We start from the raw sequence: 18,220 nt of genomic DNA, 5'->3' as shown, positions 1-18,220 counted from the left end.
GCGGGGAAAGGACACCGGCACAGATGAGGGGCGGCGCGACCTCTGAAAGATCGCGTTACCCTGTCGCCCCTACTTCGGCAGCGCGTAGGCCATCACATAGTCACCCGGCTTGGTGCCGACCGAACCGTGGCCGCCGGCGACGATGACCACGAACTGGCGGCCGTCGGCGACCGTATAGGTCATCGGCGTCGATTGCCCGCCGGCCGGCAGCCGCGCCTGCCACAGCTGCTTGCCCGATGTCAGGTCGTAGGCGCGCAGGTAGTCGTCGACTGCGGCCCCCAGGAAGGCGACGCCGCCGGCGGTGATCATCGGCCCGCCGATGCCGGGCACGCCGACCTTCAGCGGCAGCGGCAGCGGCGTCATGTCGTAGACGGTGCCGTTGCGGTGCTTGTAGGCGATCTTGCCGGTCCTGAGATCGGCACCGGCGACATAGCCCCAGGGCGGCGCCTGGCAAGGAATGCCGAGCGGCGACAGGAACGGTCCCATCACCACCGCATAGGGCGCGCCCTCGTTGCGGTTCAGCCCCTGTTCGCTGCCCCGCCCTTCGTCCGGCGGCGGCACCTGATCGCGCGGGATCAACTGCGACTTGAACGCCAGATAGGTCGGCATGCCGAACAGCACCTGCCGGACCGGGTCGACGGCGACGCCACCCCAGTTGAAGGTGCCGAAATTGCCGGGGTAGATCAGCGAGCCCTGGACGGAAGGCGGCGTATAGCGACCCTCATAGCGCAGGCCCTGGAATTCGATCCGGCAGGCCAACTGGTCGAACATGGTGAGGCCCCACATGTCGGCGCCGGTCAGCGGCTTCGGCATGAAGGTGAGGTCGGAGACCGGCTGCGTCGGCGATGTGTGGTCGCCTTCGATCGCGCCGCCGGGCGCCGGCACTTCGTTGACCGCGATGACCGGCTCACCGGTGCGGCGGTCGAGCACATACAGATCGCCCTGCTTGGTCGGTCCGACCAGCGCCGGCACCACCGTGCCGTCGGGTTTGGTGATGTCGATCAGGCTCGGCTGCGCCGGTACGTCCATGTCCCAGAGATCGTGGTGCACGGTCTGCCGCACCCATCGCACCTGTCCGGTGTTGAGGTCGAGCGCGGTGATCGACGACGAGAACTTCTCGACATTGGCACTGCGCCCGGCGCCGAGCTGATCCGGCGTCTGGTTGCCGAGCGGCACGTAGAGCAGGCCGAGCTTCTCGTCGGCGCTCGGCGTCGACCACATATTGGGCGAGTTGGCGGTATATGTCTGGCCGGCCGGCAGCGGCGTCGTCTGGTCCGGATTGCCGGAATCCCAGTTCCACACCAGCGCGCCGGTGGCAGCGTCGTAGGCGCGGATGACGCCGGACGGCTCCTGCGTCGAATAATTGTCGTTGACCGCGCCGCCGACAATGATCTTGCCGCCTGAGATCAGCGGTGCCGAGGTCGAGTAATAATAGCCCGACTTCGGATAGGGCATGTTGGTCAGAAGGTTCAGCGTGCCGCCCTCGGCGAAAGCCGGGCAGATCTGCCCGTTGGCGGCGTCGAGCGCGATCAGCCGCGCATCCGAGGTCGGCAGGTAGACGCGGGTCGCACAGGGCTGGCCGGCGGCGCCGGCGGCATCGGCGTAATAGGCCACACCGCGGCAGGTCTGGTGCTGGCGGTCCTTGTCAAGCTTGACCTTGGGATCGAAGCGCCATTTCTCCTTGCCGCTCGCGGCATCGATGGCGATGGCGAAATTATGCGGCGTGCAGATGTAGAGCGTGTCGCCGATCTTCAGCGGCGTCACCTGATAGGTGGTCTCGCCGACATCGTCGGGACCCTTCACGTCGCCGGTCTGGTAGGTCCAGGCAGGCTGCAGCTTGGCGACATTGTCCGATGTGATCTGGTCGAGCGGCGAGTAGCGCTGGCCGAACTGCGTGCGGCCGTAATAATGCCACTCGCCGGCCGGCACGTCATTGCCGAGATTGGCGTTGGCGACCACCTTGTCGGTGCCGAGTTCGCCGGCAATGTCCTTCGGATCCGAAGTCATCGAATAACCGGCGACGGCCAGTGATGCCAGCACGGCAAGGATCAGCGGCGCGCGTGCGTCAGGGCCGACAAGACCCCGTCTCGCCCACGGCGTCAGCAGCCACAAAGCGAGAAGCACGATGACGCCGCCGCGAGGCCCGAGTTCCCACCAGTCGAAGCCGGTTTCCCAGACCGCCCAGGCCAGCGTGCCGAGCACGATCGCCGCGTAGAGCCACAGTGCGGTGGACCGGCGCCGGTAGAGCAGCCAGGCGGCGATCAGGAAGGCAAGGCCAGCAACGACATAGTACCAGCTGCCGCCCAGCATCGCCAGGCGGATGCCGCCGCCGCCGAGTGCCAGGCCGATTAGGAAAAGAATGAGGGAGGTGATGGTGACAGCCAAGATGATACTCCTTCGACTGTTGCGCTTTGCCACGCCAAGGACAGCCCGATGTCCCGTTCCTGCCCTGCGCACAGCTTTCTCCTGCCCGCCCCGCCTGTCAAGCTGGCCCACACGCCAAGGTGGCAATTCATCTTGCCTGCGGTCGGGTTATCGAGCAGTCTCCGTCGCAGCATCACCGTGGAGTAGACCGAGTCATGCCCTTCGTCTTTCCGCCATGGATGCGCATTGCCGGCGCGCTGTTCGGCTTCGTCGTGCTTATGGCTGGCAGTCAACCGGCGTCGGCACAAACGCTCGAGGAGATCAACAAGGCAAGCGGCTTCCACGAGATGCTGGCCGGCCTCGGCCCAAGCATAGTCGCCGGCATCAAATCCGTGCCGGGGCCGGAAAAAGTCAAGGAAGCCTTGTCCGCCGCCGCTGAAGGCGCTTTTGACGCTGACAGGATGGAGAAAGCCGTAGAGGCGCGGATGACGGGCCGGTTGCAGCCCGTCGATCTCACCGATCTGGCTGCTTTCTTCGATTCACCATTGGGCAGGCGGGTCACAGCCCTGGAGATCCAAGCGTCCGATCCGCAAGCCCTGGGGCGCAAGAAGATCGAAGGTCCGAAAATCCTTGGAGGACTTCAGGCGGGAGATCCGGCACGGCTCGCGTTGTACCGGAAAATCGTCGACGATACCAGCGCCGTGGACATGGCTGAAGCGATCGCATTGAACATGGGCTATGCGATGGTTTCGGGAATGCTCGCGGCAGCCGGGCAGCCTTTATCGGATCAGCAGATAATGGTGCTGGTGCACAAGCAGGCCGGCAACCTTCGTGAAAAAGCCGAAAAGGGGATCATGGAAGGAAATGCTTTCGCCTATCGTGACTTGTCGCTCGACGATCTCAGGCTTTACGCGGCATTTCTCGCGTCCCCTGCGGGCAGCCATTACTACGACCGGATGCAGACGGCACTCGGCGCCGTGATGACCGATGAGGCGCGTTCGTTAGGGCAGCGATTTTTCGTCGCTCTCGGCTACCGCAAGGCCTGAACAGCCCGTACATCCTTGCCGCCAGCACTTTAGCGGAACAAAACGTAGACAGTTCTGGTCTTTCCCCACCGAATCACTACATTCGGGGCGATGTCCGGCTTTTCCGAAGACATGCCCTTTTTCGACGAACCCAATGCGCGGCCCTCGGCCCCGTCGGGTATCGCCGCGCGCGCCATGGCTGCCCGCAGCGGACACAACAACGCACCCGACTATCTGAAGGGCCTCAACCCGGAGCAGCGGCTAGCTGTTGAAACAACGGAGGGCCCGGTTCTGGTGCTGGCCGGCGCCGGCACCGGCAAGACCCGCGTGCTCACCACCCGCATCGCCTACATACTTGATACCAAACGGGCTTGGCCTTCCGAGATTCTCGCCGTCACCTTCACCAACAAGGCTGCGCGCGAGATGAAGCAGCGGATCGGTATCCTGATCGGCGAAGGCAATGTAGAGGGCATGCCGTGGCTCGGCACCTTCCACTCGATTGGAGTGAAGCTGCTTCGCAGACATGCCGAACTCGCCGGTTTGCGCTCCGACTTCACCATCCTCGACACCGACGACGTCGTGCGGCTGATCAAGCAGTTGATCCAGGCCGAGGGGCTGGACGACAAGCGCTGGCCGGCCAAGCAGTTCGCCCAGATGATCGACGGCTGGAAGAACAAGGGGCAAGGCCCCGCCGACATCGCCGAGGGCGACGCGCGCGCCTTCGCCAACGGCAAGGGCCGCGAACTCTACAAGGCCTATCAGGAGCGGCTGAAGACGCTGAACGCCTGCGATTTCGGCGACCTGCTCTGCCACCCGATCCGCATCTTGCGCGCCAATCCGGACGTGCTGAAGGAATACCATAAGCGCTTCAAGTACATCCTTGTCGACGAGTACCAGGACACCAACACCGCCCAGTACATGTGGCTGCGGCTGTTGGCGCAAAGGCCTCAAGGCAAGCCGGGGGAGATTGGGCGCTCTTCGGCCGAAACCCGCGCCACCGTAAACATCTGCTGCGTCGGCGATGACGACCAATCCATCTATGGCTGGCGCGGCGCCGAGGTCGACAACATCCTGCGTTTCGACAAGGATTTCCCCGGCGCCACCATCATCCGGCTGGAGCGCAACTACCGCTCGACCGCGCACATCCTTGGTGCCGCCTCCCACCTCATCGCCCACAATGAGGGCCGCTTCGGCAAGACGCTGTTCACGGATCGCAACGATCCCGAGGATGGCAAGGTCAATGTCCACGCCGCCTGGGATTCCGAAGAAGAAGCCCGCGCCATCGGCGAGACCATCGAGGCCTATCAGCGCCAGAAGCACAATCTCAACGACATGGCTATTCTTGTCCGTGCATCCTTCCAGATGCGGGCCTTCGAGGATCGCTTCATCACACTCGGCCTCAACTACCGCGTCATCGGTGGCCCGCGCTTCTACGAGCGCCTGGAAATCCGCGACGCCATGGCTTTCTTCCGTGTCGTCGCGCAGGGCGCCGACGACCTCGCTTTCGAGCGCATCGTCAATGTGCCCAAGCGCGGCTTGGGCGAAGCCACCATCCGCCAGATCCACGACACCGCCCGTGCGCTGCGCATCCCTATGCTGGAGGCCGCCGCCAAGCTCGCCGAAAGCGACGAGTTGAAGCCGAAGCCGCGCGCCGCCTTGCGCGAAGTGGCGGCCAATTTCGAGCGCTGGCAGAAGGCGCTGGAAACCACGCCGCACACCGAACTCGCCGAGACCATTCTCGAAGAGAGCGGCTACACGGACATGTGGAAGAACGACCGCTCGGTGGAAGCCCCCGGCCGGCTGGAGAACCTGAAAGAGCTGATCCGCTCGATGGAGGAGTACGAATCGCTGCGCTCCTTCCTCGAGCACGTCGCGCTGGTCATGGACGCCGAACAGAATGCCGGGCTCGACGCCGTCTCGATCATGACGCTGCATTCGGCCAAGGGCCTCGAATTCGAGACCGTGTTCCTGCCCGGCTGGGAGGAAGGCCTGTTCCCGCATCAGCGCGCGCTCGATGAAGGCGGCCGCTCCGGGCTGGAGGAAGAGCGCCGCCTCGCCTATGTCGGCCTGACGCGGGCCAAGAAGAACCTGCATATCTGGTTTGTCTCCAACCGCCAGATCCATGGCCTGTGGCAGTCGACGATCCCGTCGCGTTTCCTCGAGGAATTGCCGAACGCCCATGTCGAGGTCGCTGAAAGCGGCAACTCCTACGGCGGCTACGGCAATTCCTATGGCGGCGGTTCCTTTGCCTCCGGCCGCGGCGGCCAGGGCGCAGGACGGCAGAACCCCTATGGCGCCTCGCGCTTCGACAATGTCGGCGCCGACAGCGAAAAATCCGGCGCCTTCTCCAACACCTATGCGACGCCGGGCTGGCAGCGCGCGCAGGCCAACCGCACCGAGGCGACCGATCGCAACTGGGGCTCGCGCTCCGGCCACCAGGTCGAGCGCATCGGCTACGGCGAGACGGACAGCGGCTACGGCGCCGGCCGCACCTCGGTCAAGGGCCGCACCATCGACGGCGAACTGGTCGCCAAATCCGTCTCCGACAAGCCGTCCGCCTTCAACGTCGGCGACCGTGTCTTCCACCAGAAATTCGGCAACGGCAATATATCCAACATCGAAGGCAACAAGCTGACCATCGACTTCGACAAAGCCGGCCAGAAACGCGTGCTGGACGGGTTTGTCGCGGCGGTGTGAAGCTACACAAGCGTATCAAACAGAGCCGGATCCGACGGGCGACGAATTGCCCGCAACTCATACATAGCCTTCTCTCCTATGGGGGTCAGCTTCCAGTAAGAGCCTCGATCATTGATAGGCCGGCGCTTAATTCCTTTTTCGATGTAATTAAGTGCAATAAATTGTACTACACACATTTCAACAGAATTATCATTTATCTCAAATTCGGCGAAAGTCTTCGATTTTGATTTTGCAAACTTCCTAAACAATTCAATGTCTTTCTTTGTAACAACTTCTACAATTCTTCTCTCGATATCCCTCTTTGATCCTTCGTCGAGCAAAAGTGGAGATACAGCGGAAAATACATCATTCCAAGTCAATTCCGTTTTGTGTGTATACCTAGAAGCATTGTAGGATCCTCCATGATCGCTTATCAGAACTATGCCTTCGACTTCAACCTTGTCACTTCCACGAGCAAGATTCTTCTGAATGTCAGGGTCAATCGTAGATATAACTTCTATCTCGCTTTCAAGCTTTTCAATTTTTGATTTCAGCCTCAAAATCTCTTCTCTGGCCGCATCAGAACTCAGGTTATCTCCCTTAACCCACCCATGCGTGGGATTGTCCTTGATCAACCGAATCAAACTACGACTCACAACCGAGCCTAGCTCTGCTGGACTTTCCCAAAATTTGATCATTTTCTTTCTGACCAAGTCTCGAAATATTTCCAACTTCTCGTTTTTTTCTTTATCGATATCCGTCTTTACGGATGGAATTTGAGCTGGATTCTTATGTAGAAACCCAATTATAGGCTTATTTTTCTCAAGAGCGTATCGGTATTCCATTTCGGTATAGCTTATTCCATCATCAGAGACAGAGCCATACCTTCCAGCAATTATAACTATATAATAATCGCAGTCATCTATAACTCTTTTTATCAACGTCCATTGATCGTCATTTGCAGCTGGAAACAGCTCCATGCCTGACGGCATACAATCGAGCTCCAAAAGAGCCTGTATTATCTCTCGGCGCTCATCCTCTAAATCCTGATAAGTGGAACTAACAAAAACCTGAAACCGCCGCTCAGTAGCCATTGCTTACCCATTGAGTCCCATCCTCAGCAAATCTATCATTTTCGTGATCACTCGGTAACAAAAAAGCCGCGCGAGCAACGAGCGCTTTGTCCTTGAACAGATGCGGTAGTCTGGTCGGTACGAAACGCTTGCTCGACGGGTTTATTATCCGGTGTGACCCTCACCGATACCTTGCCTGATTCCACTTGTGCCCCAGCAGCGACAGGATGATGATCAGGCCGTTGAAGAACTGCACGTAGAAGCCGCTGAGGCCCGCCGCCACGACGCCGGTCTGGATAAACGACACGGTGACCGCGCCGATGGCGCCGCCGGCGACCGTGCCGATGCCGCCCCAGGTCGGGGTGCCGCCGACGAACACCGAGGCCAGCACCGGCAGCAGGTAGCCGTCGCCGGCGGTCGGCCACCAGGTGAAGTTGATCATCACCGAAAACGTGCCGGCGATCGCCGCACCGATGCCGACGAAGACGAACACTTTCACCCGCACGCGCTTGACGTCGATGCCCATCTGCTGGGCGCTGTCGGGATTGTCACCCACCACCCTCACCTGCGCGCCGAAACGATGGCGGTTATAGAGCATCGCCGACAGCACGACGAAGCCGATGGCCCAGAAGATCTGCACCGGAATGCCCAGGAGCTGGCTGGAGAAGATCGTGTAGGCCCAGCTGTCGCTGAGGCTGGTCAGCGCCATCGACTTGCCCTCGTTGATGATCTGGATCAGGCCGCGCAACAGGAAATTCATGCCCAGCGTGGCGATCAACGACGACAGCCCGCCATAGACGACCAGCGAGCCTACGAGGAAGCCGAGCAGCATGCCGGTGACGAGTGCCGCGGCGATGCCGAGAAACGGATCATAACCGGCCTGCACGACCAGCGCGAAGACCCATGAGGCGAAGCCCATCGTTGCCGGAAACGACAGGTCGATCTCGCCGCAGGTGACGACGAAGACCAGCGGCACCACCACGAACAGCGCAACGGGGAGCGTCGTCAGCACCGAACGGTACAGATACCAGGTGGTGAAAACGGTCGGGTTGGCGATCAGGAACACCGTCATCATGACGATGAACACGGCGAGCGTGCCGAGCGCGGCACGGTTGTCGAGGATGAAGCCGCGCATCCAGTGATCGGATGGGTGCCTCCATTCCTTTTGAGAACTGGGACGGGGAATGCCGGCGGACGGCTCGTGCAGGTCGCGCTCCATGGTCTTGCTCATCGTGCTCTCTGCTCCGCGTCGCCGGCATCGTGCAGCCCGGCCAATCCGCCGGGATGCGCGACCTCTTCCATGAAGTTGATGAGATCTTCGGCCGACTTGACCTCGCTGCGGTCGGTCGTCAGCGCAACCTTGCCGCGGTCCAGCACCACGAAGCGGTCGGCGATGTCGAAGACATGATGGATGTTGTGGCCGATGAACAGGATCGAGCGGCCGCTCGCCCGCACCTGGCGCACGAAATGGAATACCTTGGCGGTCTCGGTCAGCGACAGCGCCGTCGTCGGTTCGTCGAGGACGATCAGCTCGGCCTGCTTGTAGATGGCGCGGGCGATCGCCACGCCCTGGCGTTCGCCGCCCGAAAGCTGGCCGACGATCGACTGCGGCGTGAACACTTTCGAGGTGAAGCCGATCTCGCGCATCAGCCGGCTTGCCTCCTCGATCTCCTTGTTGACCCTGAGAAAGCCCATGAAGCCGGTCAGCTCGCGGCCCATGAAGATGTTGCGAACGATGGTCTGCTGCACGGCCAGCGCCCGGTCCTGGAACACCGTCTCGATGCCGGCCTCGCGCGAACGCGCCGCGCTCCACCCGGTCACCGGCTTGCCACGCACGAGGATTTCGCCGCTGGTCGGCTTGACCACGCCCGAGAGGATCTTGATCAGCGTCGACTTGCCGGCGCCATTGTCGCCGAGCAGGCCGACGACCTCGCCGCGGTCGACGCTGAGATTGACCCCGCCCAGTGCATAGACCTGGCCATAGGACTTGCTGATGTCGCGCAGTTCGATGAGGCGTTCGGCCATCGGATGCTCGCTTTCATTGTCTCGTGCCGGCGTCGTCGCCAGCGGTCCCGCCGGCCGGGGCCTGAGATCCCGGCCGGCGGCTTGGGAGGTCAGCGCAGCGCCTGCTTGGCGAGCTCGGCGACGATCTCGTAATTTTCGGGCGTGACGAAGCCGGCGCCGGTGTCGACATTCATCGGCGCCAGCCCCAGCACAACCTGCTGGCAGAGGCTGAGGATCGGCAGATAGCCCTGCAGGAACGGCTGCTGGTCGGCGGTCAATTGCACCCAGCCACCCTTGAAGCCCTCGACGATCTGCGGGCTGGTGTCGAAGCCGAAATTGAAGATCTCGCCCGCCTTGCGTCCGGCCGCCTGCATATAGGTCGAGACATTGCCGAGCATCTGCCCGCCGGGATAGCCGACCGCCTTGACGTCGGGATTGTTGAGCAGCGCCGCGGTGATCACCGGAATAGCCAGATTGGGATCGGACGCCCATTCGCCGCTCGGCGGTGAGGACAACTGGATGACCTCGACGCCGGCTTCCTTGAGCGCCGCCACCGTGCCACGTTCGCGCGCGCCGCGACTTTCGTTTTCGAACGGACCGATCATGATCGCCTTGTCGCCGGCCTTCAGCTTGCCCAGTTTGAACGCCTCGGCGCCGAGCGCGCGGCCCTGCTGTTCCTGCTGGGCGCCGACATAGCCGCCGCCGAACGCTTCCACCACCTTCGGCACAGGCACGTTCTGGTACATCATCTTGATGCCATCCTTGTGCGCCTGTTCGGCGAGCGGCATGATCGATGCGTCGCCCGGATGGCCCATCATGGCGATGCCGTTGGGCTTGACCGCGACGGCCTCGCGCAGTTGCTGAACCATCTTTTCGATGTCCCACTGGGAGAAGATGTAGTCGACCTTCGGCCCCAGATCGGCCTCTGCCTGCTTGGCGCCATTGTAGACGATGGTGCCGAAAGCGTCGCCCTCGGCGCCGCCGACGAAGAAACGGATGTGGACGTCCTTGCACCATTTGGCGTCGAGCGCCTGCGCGGGCAAGGTGGAGATCGCAGCGGCAAGCACCGTGGCGGCGGCCACGACGGTCGAGCGCAGAACTGTCCTTCTCATCGTCATGCTCATGCACTTATCCTCCCTTTTTGTCCTCGCAAGCGAGGGGTTTCGACATTCGCTTCGGCAATGTGCGTTGCAGACATCCCGGCCGGCTCCTCCCGCCGGCCGATCCTCACATCGGGTTCGGCAGGTAGCTGGCCCCTCCCCGGCATTGTTTGAGATATTCCAGCGCCCGCACCTGGCCGGTGATCTCGAGGTCGCCGCGATAGACCGGGTCGTGCCAACCTTCGATATCGATGGCCCCCTTGTAGCCGGCCAGCCGCAATTCGCTGATCACCCGCGTCCAGTCGCTGTCGCCGAAGCCCGGCGTTCGCATCTGCACGAAGGGCAGCCGGCCGAACACGCCATGCTCGCGGATGACATCCCAGCGCACCGTCGCGTCCTTGCCGTGGACGTGGAAGATGCGCGGCGCCCATTTGCGGATCTGCGGCATCGGATCGATCAGATAGACGAGCTGGTGGCAGGGCTCCCATTCCAGCCCGAGATTGTCGTCCGGCACTTCGTTGAACATCAGCTCCCAGGCGTCCGGATTGTGGGCGATGTTCCAGTCGCCGGCGGCCCAGTTGCCGTCCATCGCGCAGTTCTCGAAGGCGATGCGCACGCCCTTGTCGGCGGCGCGTCTGGCCAGCGGTCCCCAGACCTCCTTGAAGCGCGGCAGGCTGTCGGTCAGCTTCTTGCCGCGCAGGCGGCCGGTGAAGCCGCTGACCATCGAGGTGCCGAACAGATGCGCATTGTCGATGACCGTCTCCCAAGCCTTGAGCACGCCGCGATCGACCTCGCCGTCTTCCAGCGGATTGCCGAACACGCCGAGCGAGGACACGGTGACGTCGGCATCGCCGATCGCCTCGCGGATCTGGCCGGCCAGCCGCGGCAAATCCTTGCCGCCCAGCGTCTGCCAGAAGAAGGGCTGGATGCTCTCGAAGCCGAGCGGCAGGATCTGCTTGATGTAAGCCGCCGGGTCGTCGAGATTGGCCCGCACCATGGTGCCGATCCGGATGTCGAGAAGCGGGTTCGGCGTCATTGTGCTTCCTCTGCGATTGTCACGCGGCGGCCGGTCTCGGCGCTTTCGATGGCGCCAAAAACCATGGCCAGGCTCTTGATGTTGTCGCCGCCGCGCGTTTCCGGCTCGGTGCCGGTCTCGATGGCGTGCATGAAATCCTGGAGAATGCCGAGATGGCCGCCGACGCGATCGGACGCATCGAGCGGCGGCACCTCGATCGGCTGGGTTTTATCGAACATTCCCTCGCGGCCCGGCATCACTGCTTCTGCCCTCAAATCGTCATGACCGTCCCAGATGAGGCTGCCGCGCTCGGCAACGATGCGCCATGCACTTTCCCAACTGGTGCGGAAGCCGGCCGCGCACCAGCTGCCGGCGTAGGTGAAGACCTTGCCGTCGCCGAGATCGAAGACGGCGCTGGCCGAAGATCCCTGCCTGTACCAGGAACTGGCCGGCTCCCATTCCTGGCAATAGACGCCGGCCGGCTCGCCATTCACCATGTAGCGAGCGGCGTCGAAGGTGTGGATCGCCATGTCGAGCAGCAGCACATGGGCCATCTCCTCGCGAAAACCGCCGAAATGCGGCGCGACGAAGAAGTCGGCGTGGATGCTGGTCGGCGCACCGATGGCGCCGGAGTCCAGGAACCTCCGGATGCGCCTGACATTGGCGACATAGCGGCGGTTCTGCACGACCGCATGGATGCGCCCGGCGCGACGCGCGGCCTCGACGATGGCGCGCGCATTTTTCGGACTGTCGGCGAGCGGCTTTTCCGTCAGCAGATGGCAATTGTGCGCAAAGGCGGACAGCGCGACCGCGCGCCGGGCGGCGGGAACCACGACATCGAACACCGCTTGCGGTTTGATCTGATCGAGGACGGTATCGAGGCTGCTGCCGATGACGGCATTGGTGAGGCCGTATTCGTGCGCCCGCGCCCGTGCCCTGTCGGCATCGAGATCCACGAGGCCGACAATGGCGAGCCCGTCGACTTGCTGCGCGGCATCGAGCCAGGCCTTGCTCATCGCTCCGCAGCCGACCAGGACGGCATTGATCATCCGGCGCTCCTCCTCCGCTCGGTCCCTCCAGACCGATCGTCACGGCATCCACGGCATGACCGTAAACGTTTTTCCGTAAACGTTTACGAGAACACACCCGAAGGCGTAGAATGTCAATTGGCCGCTCGTGAAAATCGTCCTGTCGCCTTGGCCTGAGCGGCTACCGGTGCTAGCCAAGCAAGGGGAGTACAGTCACTTGGCATCCAGCATTCATGACCTTGCCCGTCACCTGAACATTTCGATCGGCACGGTGTCGCGGGCGCTGAACGGCCGCGCCGACGTCAATGCCGACACGCGCCAGCGCGTGCTCGAGGCGGCCAGGACGCTCAACTATTCGCCGAACCAGTCCGGCCGCAGTCTGCGGCAAGGCGCCACCCATTCGATCGCCTTCATGCTGCAGCCGCATCCGGGCGACCAGCAATATGGCGAGCCGTTCTTCATTCCGTTCCTGATCGGGCTGCAGGCCAGGCTTGCGGAAAGCGGGCTCGACCTGACCGTGGTCATGGGCGCGCCGGGCGACTACCAGCAGGAGCGCCTGCGCCGCGTCGTCGAGACGCGCCGCGCCGATGCGGTGCTGCTGGCCTGGACGCGGCGCGAGGATGAACGCATCGACTATCTCACCCAGGCCGGCTTTCCCTTCGCCACGCTCGGCCGCAGCCGCTCCGGAACCAAGTCCTACCCTTCCCTCGACCTCGATTTCGAGAAGGCCGGCGCCGACGCGGTCGACCGCCTCGTGGCGCGCGGCCACCGCCGCATCGCCGCCGTCCGCCCGTCGCTCGACCTCAATTTCGGCTATCTGTTTTTGGCCGGCTATCGCAAGGCCTTGCGGCGGCACGGCATCGAGGTAGACCCCGAGCTGATCGCGTCCGGCTTCATCAACGAGGCCGGCGGCTACGAGGTGACGCCGCAGGTGATGCGCTCCAAGGCTCCGCCGACCGCCATCATCTTCAACAATGACGCGATGGCGCTGGGCGGCTGCAAGGCGCTGGCAGAGATGGGCATCAGGCCGGGCCACGACATGGCGGTGACCGTCATTGTCGACACGCCGCTTTGCCGCTATTTCTCGCCAGCCCTGACCGCCTTCCGCCCGGCGCTGGAGCCGATGGGACAACGGCTCGCGGAAATGCTGCTGGCGTCGCTTCCCGCCTTCGCCGGCCCGGAGGGTCCGCGGATCATCCGCGAGGTCTGGCCGCTGGAGCTGGTCGCGCGCGACAGCGATTAATCGAAGCAGCAGGACCTGGCGAATTTTGTCAAACGCTGAGCCAGGGTGTGTTGAGATTCAGGTCAGGCCGAGCCGAAAATGATGGCTTTTGAGAACCGGAGCGGAGCGGACATTCGGGTCCGTGAGCACCGGAAGCGCAGAAAGCCGTCGTTTGCAGGCCGGCCTCACCTGAATATCGACATACCCTAGTCCACCTTCTTCTCGCCTCGCTCCCCGGCCTTGACGATGTCGCCCGTGGTGAACAGGATTTCCTTCAGTTCCGCGCGCCAGTCCTTCTTCTGGCGCAGCAGGAATTCGAGATCCATGCCGAAATGCTTGAACTCCTCGCCCTGCGCGTTCTTCATGATGGCGCGCGCCTGCGGGTCCTTCTCCACCGACATGCGCTGTTCGTACCAGCTGATCGCTTCCGCCTCCTCGATCAGCGAGGTGATCATGCGGGCAAAGGTCCGCACCTCCTGCGACAGTTCTTCAGGCGGTTCGTGATACTGGTCGAAACCCATGTCGTCCTCCCCTCAAACAGCACACCGGTGCGCAGTGCACCGGCCGCAGCCTTGAATGCGCGGGAGGCGCTATAGGTTCCGGATCACGCCACAACCAGGGCGATCAGCGGGAGCCAGCCTCAAGACACCGGCGCCGCTCCGCCCTCTGCCGTGCGCCGCGCGATGAACTCGTCCAGCACGCCTGATGTGGCGACGGCCGAGGTCGGCGGCGCGAAATCGGCAAGCACCCGCCTCCAGACACCGGTGGCGCGCTCGCTCGCCGTCTTCGAGCCGCTTTGCGTCCAGTTGCCGAAATTCGACCAGTCGGCCACCAGCGGCTCGTAGAAAGCGGTGCGGTAGCGGGCCATGGTGTGGCTGGCCGAGAAGAAATGCCCGCCCGGCTGCACCTCGGCGATAGCTTCGAAACCAATCGTGTCGGTGTCGCCGGGCGTCGCAGCACAAAGTTCAGCCACCGTCTGTAGCGCCTCGATGTCGGTGATCAGTTTCTCGAAGGAGACACTGAGGCCGCCCTCCAGCCAGCCGGCAGCATGGATGCACATCGTCGCCCCGGCCAGCACCGAGCCCCACAGCGCGAACTGCGTCTCGTGCGCGGCCTGCGCGTCGGAGGTGTTGGCCGCACTGCCGCCGCCGGACCGCCAAGGCAGCCCGGTGAAGCGCGCCAGTTGGCCGGCGCCCAGCGTCGCCTTGACGTGCTCGGGCGTGCCGAAGGCGGGCGCGCCGGATTTCATGTCGACATTGGAGGAGAACGAGCCGTAGACGACCGGCGCACCCGGCCTCACGATCTGCGCCAGCGTCAGCCCGGCCAGCGCTTCGGCATGCTGCAGCGTCAGCGCGCCGGCGACCGTTATCGGCGCCATGGCGCCCGCCAGGCAGAACGGCGTGATGACGGAGACCTGGCCCGCGCGAGCGAAATCGATGATGCCTTGCGCCATCGGAATGTCGAGCTGACGCGGCGAGTTGGTGTTGATGACGGTGTAGCAATGCGCGCTTGCCAGAAACTCCTCTTCCGACAAGTCGCGCGCCAGCCGCAGCATCTCGAACCCGTCCTCGACTTGCGGCGTTCCGCGCGCGAAGACGAACGGGAGCTTGTCCGACAGCGTCAACTGCGCGCGGTTGACGGCATAGTGCCGAAAGCGGTTGTCGACATCCTGCGGTTCGATGCAGGGCCCCAGCATATGCAGCACATCGAAATGCTGCACCAGCCGCATCAGATCCTCGAAATCCGCCAGTGTTCCCGGCCGCCGGCCGCGCTCGAGATCGGTGACGTTCGGCGCCCCGCACCCGGCCAGGAAGGTCATCGAGCCGAGCTCCAGCGTCAGATCGCGGGCGCGCGAACCGGCGTAAGCGTGGATCGACTTCGGCGCCGAGGCGAGTGCCGCCGTCACCATGTCACGGCCGATGCGCACCATGTCGGTGTCTGGATCGACCAGGGCGCCGGCATTGGCAAAATGCTCACGCGCTTGCGGCAGCAGCACCTTGATGCCGAGCTCCTCCAGCACCCGCAGCGCCGTGTCGTGGATCGAAGCCACCTGGTCGTCCGAAAAGATCGGCTGCGGCAGGAACGGGTTCTTCAGCGAATGGTAATTGGGACGGCGGCTGCTTTCGCTGCCGGCCTCGCCCGTGCGTCCACGCCGGCGCTCGCGCCTGCTGTCCCGTGCCGCGTCATCGACCATCGGAAATCCTCCTCATTGCCGCATTGCCTTGCCCAGGGGATCGTAGGGCGAGGCCGCGACGACACGCGCCGGCCGTTCCTCACCCACGACATGCACGGAGAGCGCGGTGCCCTCGCCCGCGAAATCGCGGTCGACCAGAGCCAGCGCCAGGCTCTTGCCGACCGTATAGCCATAGCCGCCCGAGGTGACGAAGCCGACGCGTCGGCCCTGATGCCAGACAGGCTCAAAACCGCTGGCATCGGCGTCGAGCGCATCGATTTCCAGCGTCACCAGGCATTGGCCGCTGCCGGCCTCCCGCTGTTTCAACGCTGCTTCGCGGCCGATGAAGTCGCTCTTGCCGAAAGCGATGAAGCGGTCGAGACCGGTCTGGCCCGGCGTATGGCCTTGCGTGAATTCACGCGACCAGATGCCAAAGCTCTTCTCCAGCCGCAGCGCATTGAGCGCATAGTAGCCGATTTCAGCAAGGCCCAGATCCTCGCCCGCAGCCAGCAGCGTGTCGCGCAGAGTGGCGTGCATGGTCACGGGGCAACTGATTTCGAAGCCGAGTTCGCCCGCGATCGACAGCCGCGCCACACGTGCCTGCACCATACCGATGTCGAATGCGCCACAGGCCATGAACGGCAATGCTGCGCTGGAAACATCCTGATGCGTCGTGCGCTCCAGAATCTCCCGCGCATTCGGCCCCGTGAGCAGGAAGCCGCTCATCGTGTCGGAGAGGTCGGCGATGGTGACGCCCTCCGCCGCATGGCTCTCGAACCAGCGCATGTGGAATTCCCGGAGATAGTAGGAGCCCATCAGCCAATAAGAGCCGCCGCCCCAGTTGAAGACGGTGAGGTCGCCCTTCAGCCGTCCGTCATGGCCGAGCATCGGCGCCAGGCCGGCCCGCCCCGGCTTCGGCAATCGGCAGGCGAGCAGCCGGTCCAGCCACGCCTCCGCACCCAGCCCCGACACCGCATAGCGCGCATAGGCCGAGATATCGACCAGGCCGGCGGCGCGCCGCACCTGCAGCGCCTCCTCGCCGACGATGTCGAAGGCGTTGGAGCGCCGCAGCGTCGTGTTCTCGGCAAATCCCATCGGCGCGAAATAGGCCGGGATTTCCAACCCCCAGGAAGCCGTCCATTCGCATCCCGCCGCGCTCATGCCGTCATAGGCGCCGGGGCGTTTCAGCGGCCGGCCGGCGGGCAGCCGTTCATTGGGAAAGGTCATGACGAAGCGGCGCGAATAGAACTGGCGCGTCGTCTGCCTGAGATATTCGCGGTTGGCGGCGAAGGCACCGTAGCGAGCGATATCCATGCCGAAGATGTCGGCCTGCGGTTCGCCGAAAATCATCCATTCGGCCAGCGACTTGCCGACGCCGCCGCCCTGGCTGAAACCGGCCATGACGCCGCAGGCAACCCAGTAGTTCTTCAGGCCGCGCACCGGCCCGACAATCGGATTGCCGTCCGGCGTGAAGGTGAAGGCGCCGTTGACCCATTTGCGGATACCGGCCGTCGCCAGGCAAGGGAAGCGCTCATGCGCCTTGGCGAGTTCCGGGCTGATGCGGTCGATGTCTTCCGGGATCAGCTCTATGCCGTAGTCCCACGGCGCTCCGTCCATGTTCCAGTGCTTTGGGTTCTGCTCATAGACGCCAAGCAGCACACCCTTGCGCTCCTGCCGCAGGTATGAAAAGCCGTCGAGATCGACGGCGATGCCGATTTCCCTGTCAAGTGCTGCGATCTCCGGAATGTCATCGGTGATGAAATAGTGGTGCTCCATCGGCGTCACCGGCAGGTCGACGCCGGCCATGCGGCCGAGCTGCTTCGCCCACAGCCCGCCGGCATTGACGACATGCTCGGCGATGATGGTGCCCTGCTCGGTGATGACGTCCCAGCGCCCGTCGGCACGTGCTTTCAGCTCGACGACCCGGTTGCGCAAGATGATGTCGGCGCCGCGCTTCTTCGCAGCACCCGCATAGGCATGCGTGGTGCCGTACGGGTCGAGGTGACCCTCGTTGGAATCATGCAGGCCGCCTAGCACGCCGGTGACGTCGACGATCGGGCAGATCGCCTTGATCTCGTCGGGCGTGACCAGGCGCGCGGTCTCGATGCCGACAGACTGGAACACGGCCCAGGCTGATTTCAGCCACTCCCAGCGCGCGGGATCGCTGGCGATGTTGACGCCGCCCGTCATGTGCAGGCCGATATCCCAGCCGGATTCGGCCTCGATCTCCCGGTAGAGATTGATGGTGTAGTCCTGCAGCGCCGCCACGTTGGGATCGGCGTTGAGCGCATGGAAGCCTGCCGCCGCGTGCCAGGTCGAACCGGCCGTCAGTTCTGCGCGCTCGATCAGCGCCACATCGCTCCAGCCGAACCGCGTCAGGTGATAGAGCACCGAGGCTCCGACCACGCCACCTCCGATGACGACTGCGCGGTAGTGCGACTTCAAGGCTTCCCCTCCACGGTTGGTCCGAAGACTGGAGCATATATCTACTAGACATAAGTGTCCAGTGCCGGCGCGCGCATCGTTTTTCGTCGACCGCC

General features: G+C 63.5%; 13 protein-coding genes. 3 read left to right on the top strand and 10 right to left on the bottom strand.

Annotation, left to right across the window (positions count from 1 at the left end):
• Positions 1–69 precede the first annotated feature (69 nt).
• Positions 70–2,385: a glucose/quinate/shikimate family membrane-bound PQQ-dependent dehydrogenase gene (locus tag MESCI_RS16065; protein ID WP_013530998.1), complete on the bottom strand. Its 2,316-nt coding sequence runs from the start codon at positions 2,383–2,385 to the stop codon at positions 70–72.
• A gap of 194 nt (positions 2,386–2,579) precedes the next feature.
• Here MESCI_RS16065 and MESCI_RS16060 point away from each other — a divergent pair, with 194 nt between their 5' ends.
• Positions 2,580–3,410, top strand: a complete 831-nt coding sequence (locus MESCI_RS16060) for a DUF2059 domain-containing protein (protein ID WP_013530997.1) — start codon at positions 2,580–2,582, stop codon at positions 3,408–3,410.
• A gap of 90 nt (positions 3,411–3,500) precedes the next feature.
• Positions 3,501–6,086 (top strand): ATP-dependent helicase, encoded by a 2,586-nt coding sequence (locus MESCI_RS16055; RefSeq protein WP_013530996.1) that lies wholly within the window; start codon positions 3,501–3,503, stop codon positions 6,084–6,086.
• Between the two features lie 2 nt (positions 6,087–6,088).
• On the opposite strand, the gene MESCI_RS16050 is transcribed toward MESCI_RS16055, so the two are convergent.
• The 6 genes from MESCI_RS16050 to MESCI_RS16025 all read right to left on the bottom strand — a co-directional run bounded on the left by MESCI_RS16050 (position 6,089) and on the right by MESCI_RS16025 (position 12,306).
• Positions 6,089–7,159 (bottom strand): DUF4062 domain-containing protein, encoded by a 1,071-nt coding sequence (locus MESCI_RS16050; protein ID WP_013530995.1) that lies wholly within the window; start codon positions 7,157–7,159, stop codon positions 6,089–6,091.
• A gap of 160 nt (positions 7,160–7,319) precedes the next feature.
• The gene (locus tag MESCI_RS16045; protein ID WP_013530994.1) at positions 7,320–8,369 is read right to left on the bottom strand and encodes an ABC transporter permease; all 1,050 of its coding nucleotides are present in this window, start codon (positions 8,367–8,369) and stop codon (positions 7,320–7,322) included.
• A complete protein-coding gene (locus tag MESCI_RS16040) occupies positions 8,366–9,163 on the bottom strand; it encodes an ATP-binding cassette domain-containing protein (protein ID WP_013530993.1) in 798 nt (265 codons plus the stop codon). Before MESCI_RS16040 ends, MESCI_RS16045 begins: the two co-directional genes overlap by 4 nt.
• A gap of 89 nt (positions 9,164–9,252) precedes the next feature.
• A complete protein-coding gene (locus tag MESCI_RS16035; RefSeq protein ID WP_013530992.1) occupies positions 9,253–10,266 on the bottom strand; it encodes a substrate-binding domain-containing protein in 1,014 nt (337 codons plus the stop codon).
• 103 nt (positions 10,267–10,369) lie between these two features.
• A complete protein-coding gene (locus tag MESCI_RS16030) occupies positions 10,370–11,278 on the bottom strand; it encodes a sugar phosphate isomerase/epimerase family protein (protein WP_013530991.1) in 909 nt (302 codons plus the stop codon).
• The gene (locus MESCI_RS16025; RefSeq protein ID WP_013530990.1) at positions 11,275–12,306 is read right to left on the bottom strand and encodes a Gfo/Idh/MocA family protein; all 1,032 of its coding nucleotides are present in this window, start codon (positions 12,304–12,306) and stop codon (positions 11,275–11,277) included. The genes MESCI_RS16030 and MESCI_RS16025 overlap by 4 nt, the downstream gene beginning before the upstream one ends.
• Positions 12,307–12,502: 196 nt before the next feature.
• On the opposite strand from MESCI_RS16025, the gene MESCI_RS16020 reads away from it, so the two are divergent.
• Entirely contained in the window at positions 12,503–13,528 is a 1,026-nt protein-coding gene (locus MESCI_RS16020; RefSeq protein ID WP_013530989.1) for a LacI family DNA-binding transcriptional regulator, read from the top strand.
• A 185-nt stretch (positions 13,529–13,713) separates the two neighbouring features.
• Here MESCI_RS16020 and MESCI_RS16015 read toward each other — a convergent pair whose 3' ends face one another.
• The 3 genes from MESCI_RS16015 to MESCI_RS16005 all read right to left on the bottom strand — a co-directional run bounded on the left by MESCI_RS16015 (position 13,714) and on the right by MESCI_RS16005 (position 18,125).
• A complete protein-coding gene (locus tag MESCI_RS16015; protein WP_013530988.1) occupies positions 13,714–14,028 on the bottom strand; it encodes a ferritin family protein in 315 nt (104 codons plus the stop codon).
• Positions 14,029–14,147: 119 nt separating this feature from the next.
• The gene (locus tag MESCI_RS16010) at positions 14,148–15,701 is read right to left on the bottom strand and encodes a trimethylamine methyltransferase family protein (RefSeq protein ID WP_013530987.1); all 1,554 of its coding nucleotides are present in this window, start codon (positions 15,699–15,701) and stop codon (positions 14,148–14,150) included.
• A gap of 12 nt (positions 15,702–15,713) precedes the next feature.
• Positions 15,714–18,125, bottom strand: a complete 2,412-nt coding sequence (locus tag MESCI_RS16005) for a GcvT family protein (protein WP_013530986.1) — start codon at positions 18,123–18,125, stop codon at positions 15,714–15,716.
• Positions 18,126–18,220 lie beyond the last annotated feature (95 nt).

Origin of the sequence: Mesorhizobium ciceri biovar biserrulae WSM1271, assembly GCF_000185905.1 — a bacterium.
Lineage (GTDB): Bacteria > Pseudomonadota > Alphaproteobacteria > Rhizobiales > Rhizobiaceae > Mesorhizobium > Mesorhizobium ciceri.
This window is presented reverse-complemented; position numbering and strand designations above follow the sequence as displayed.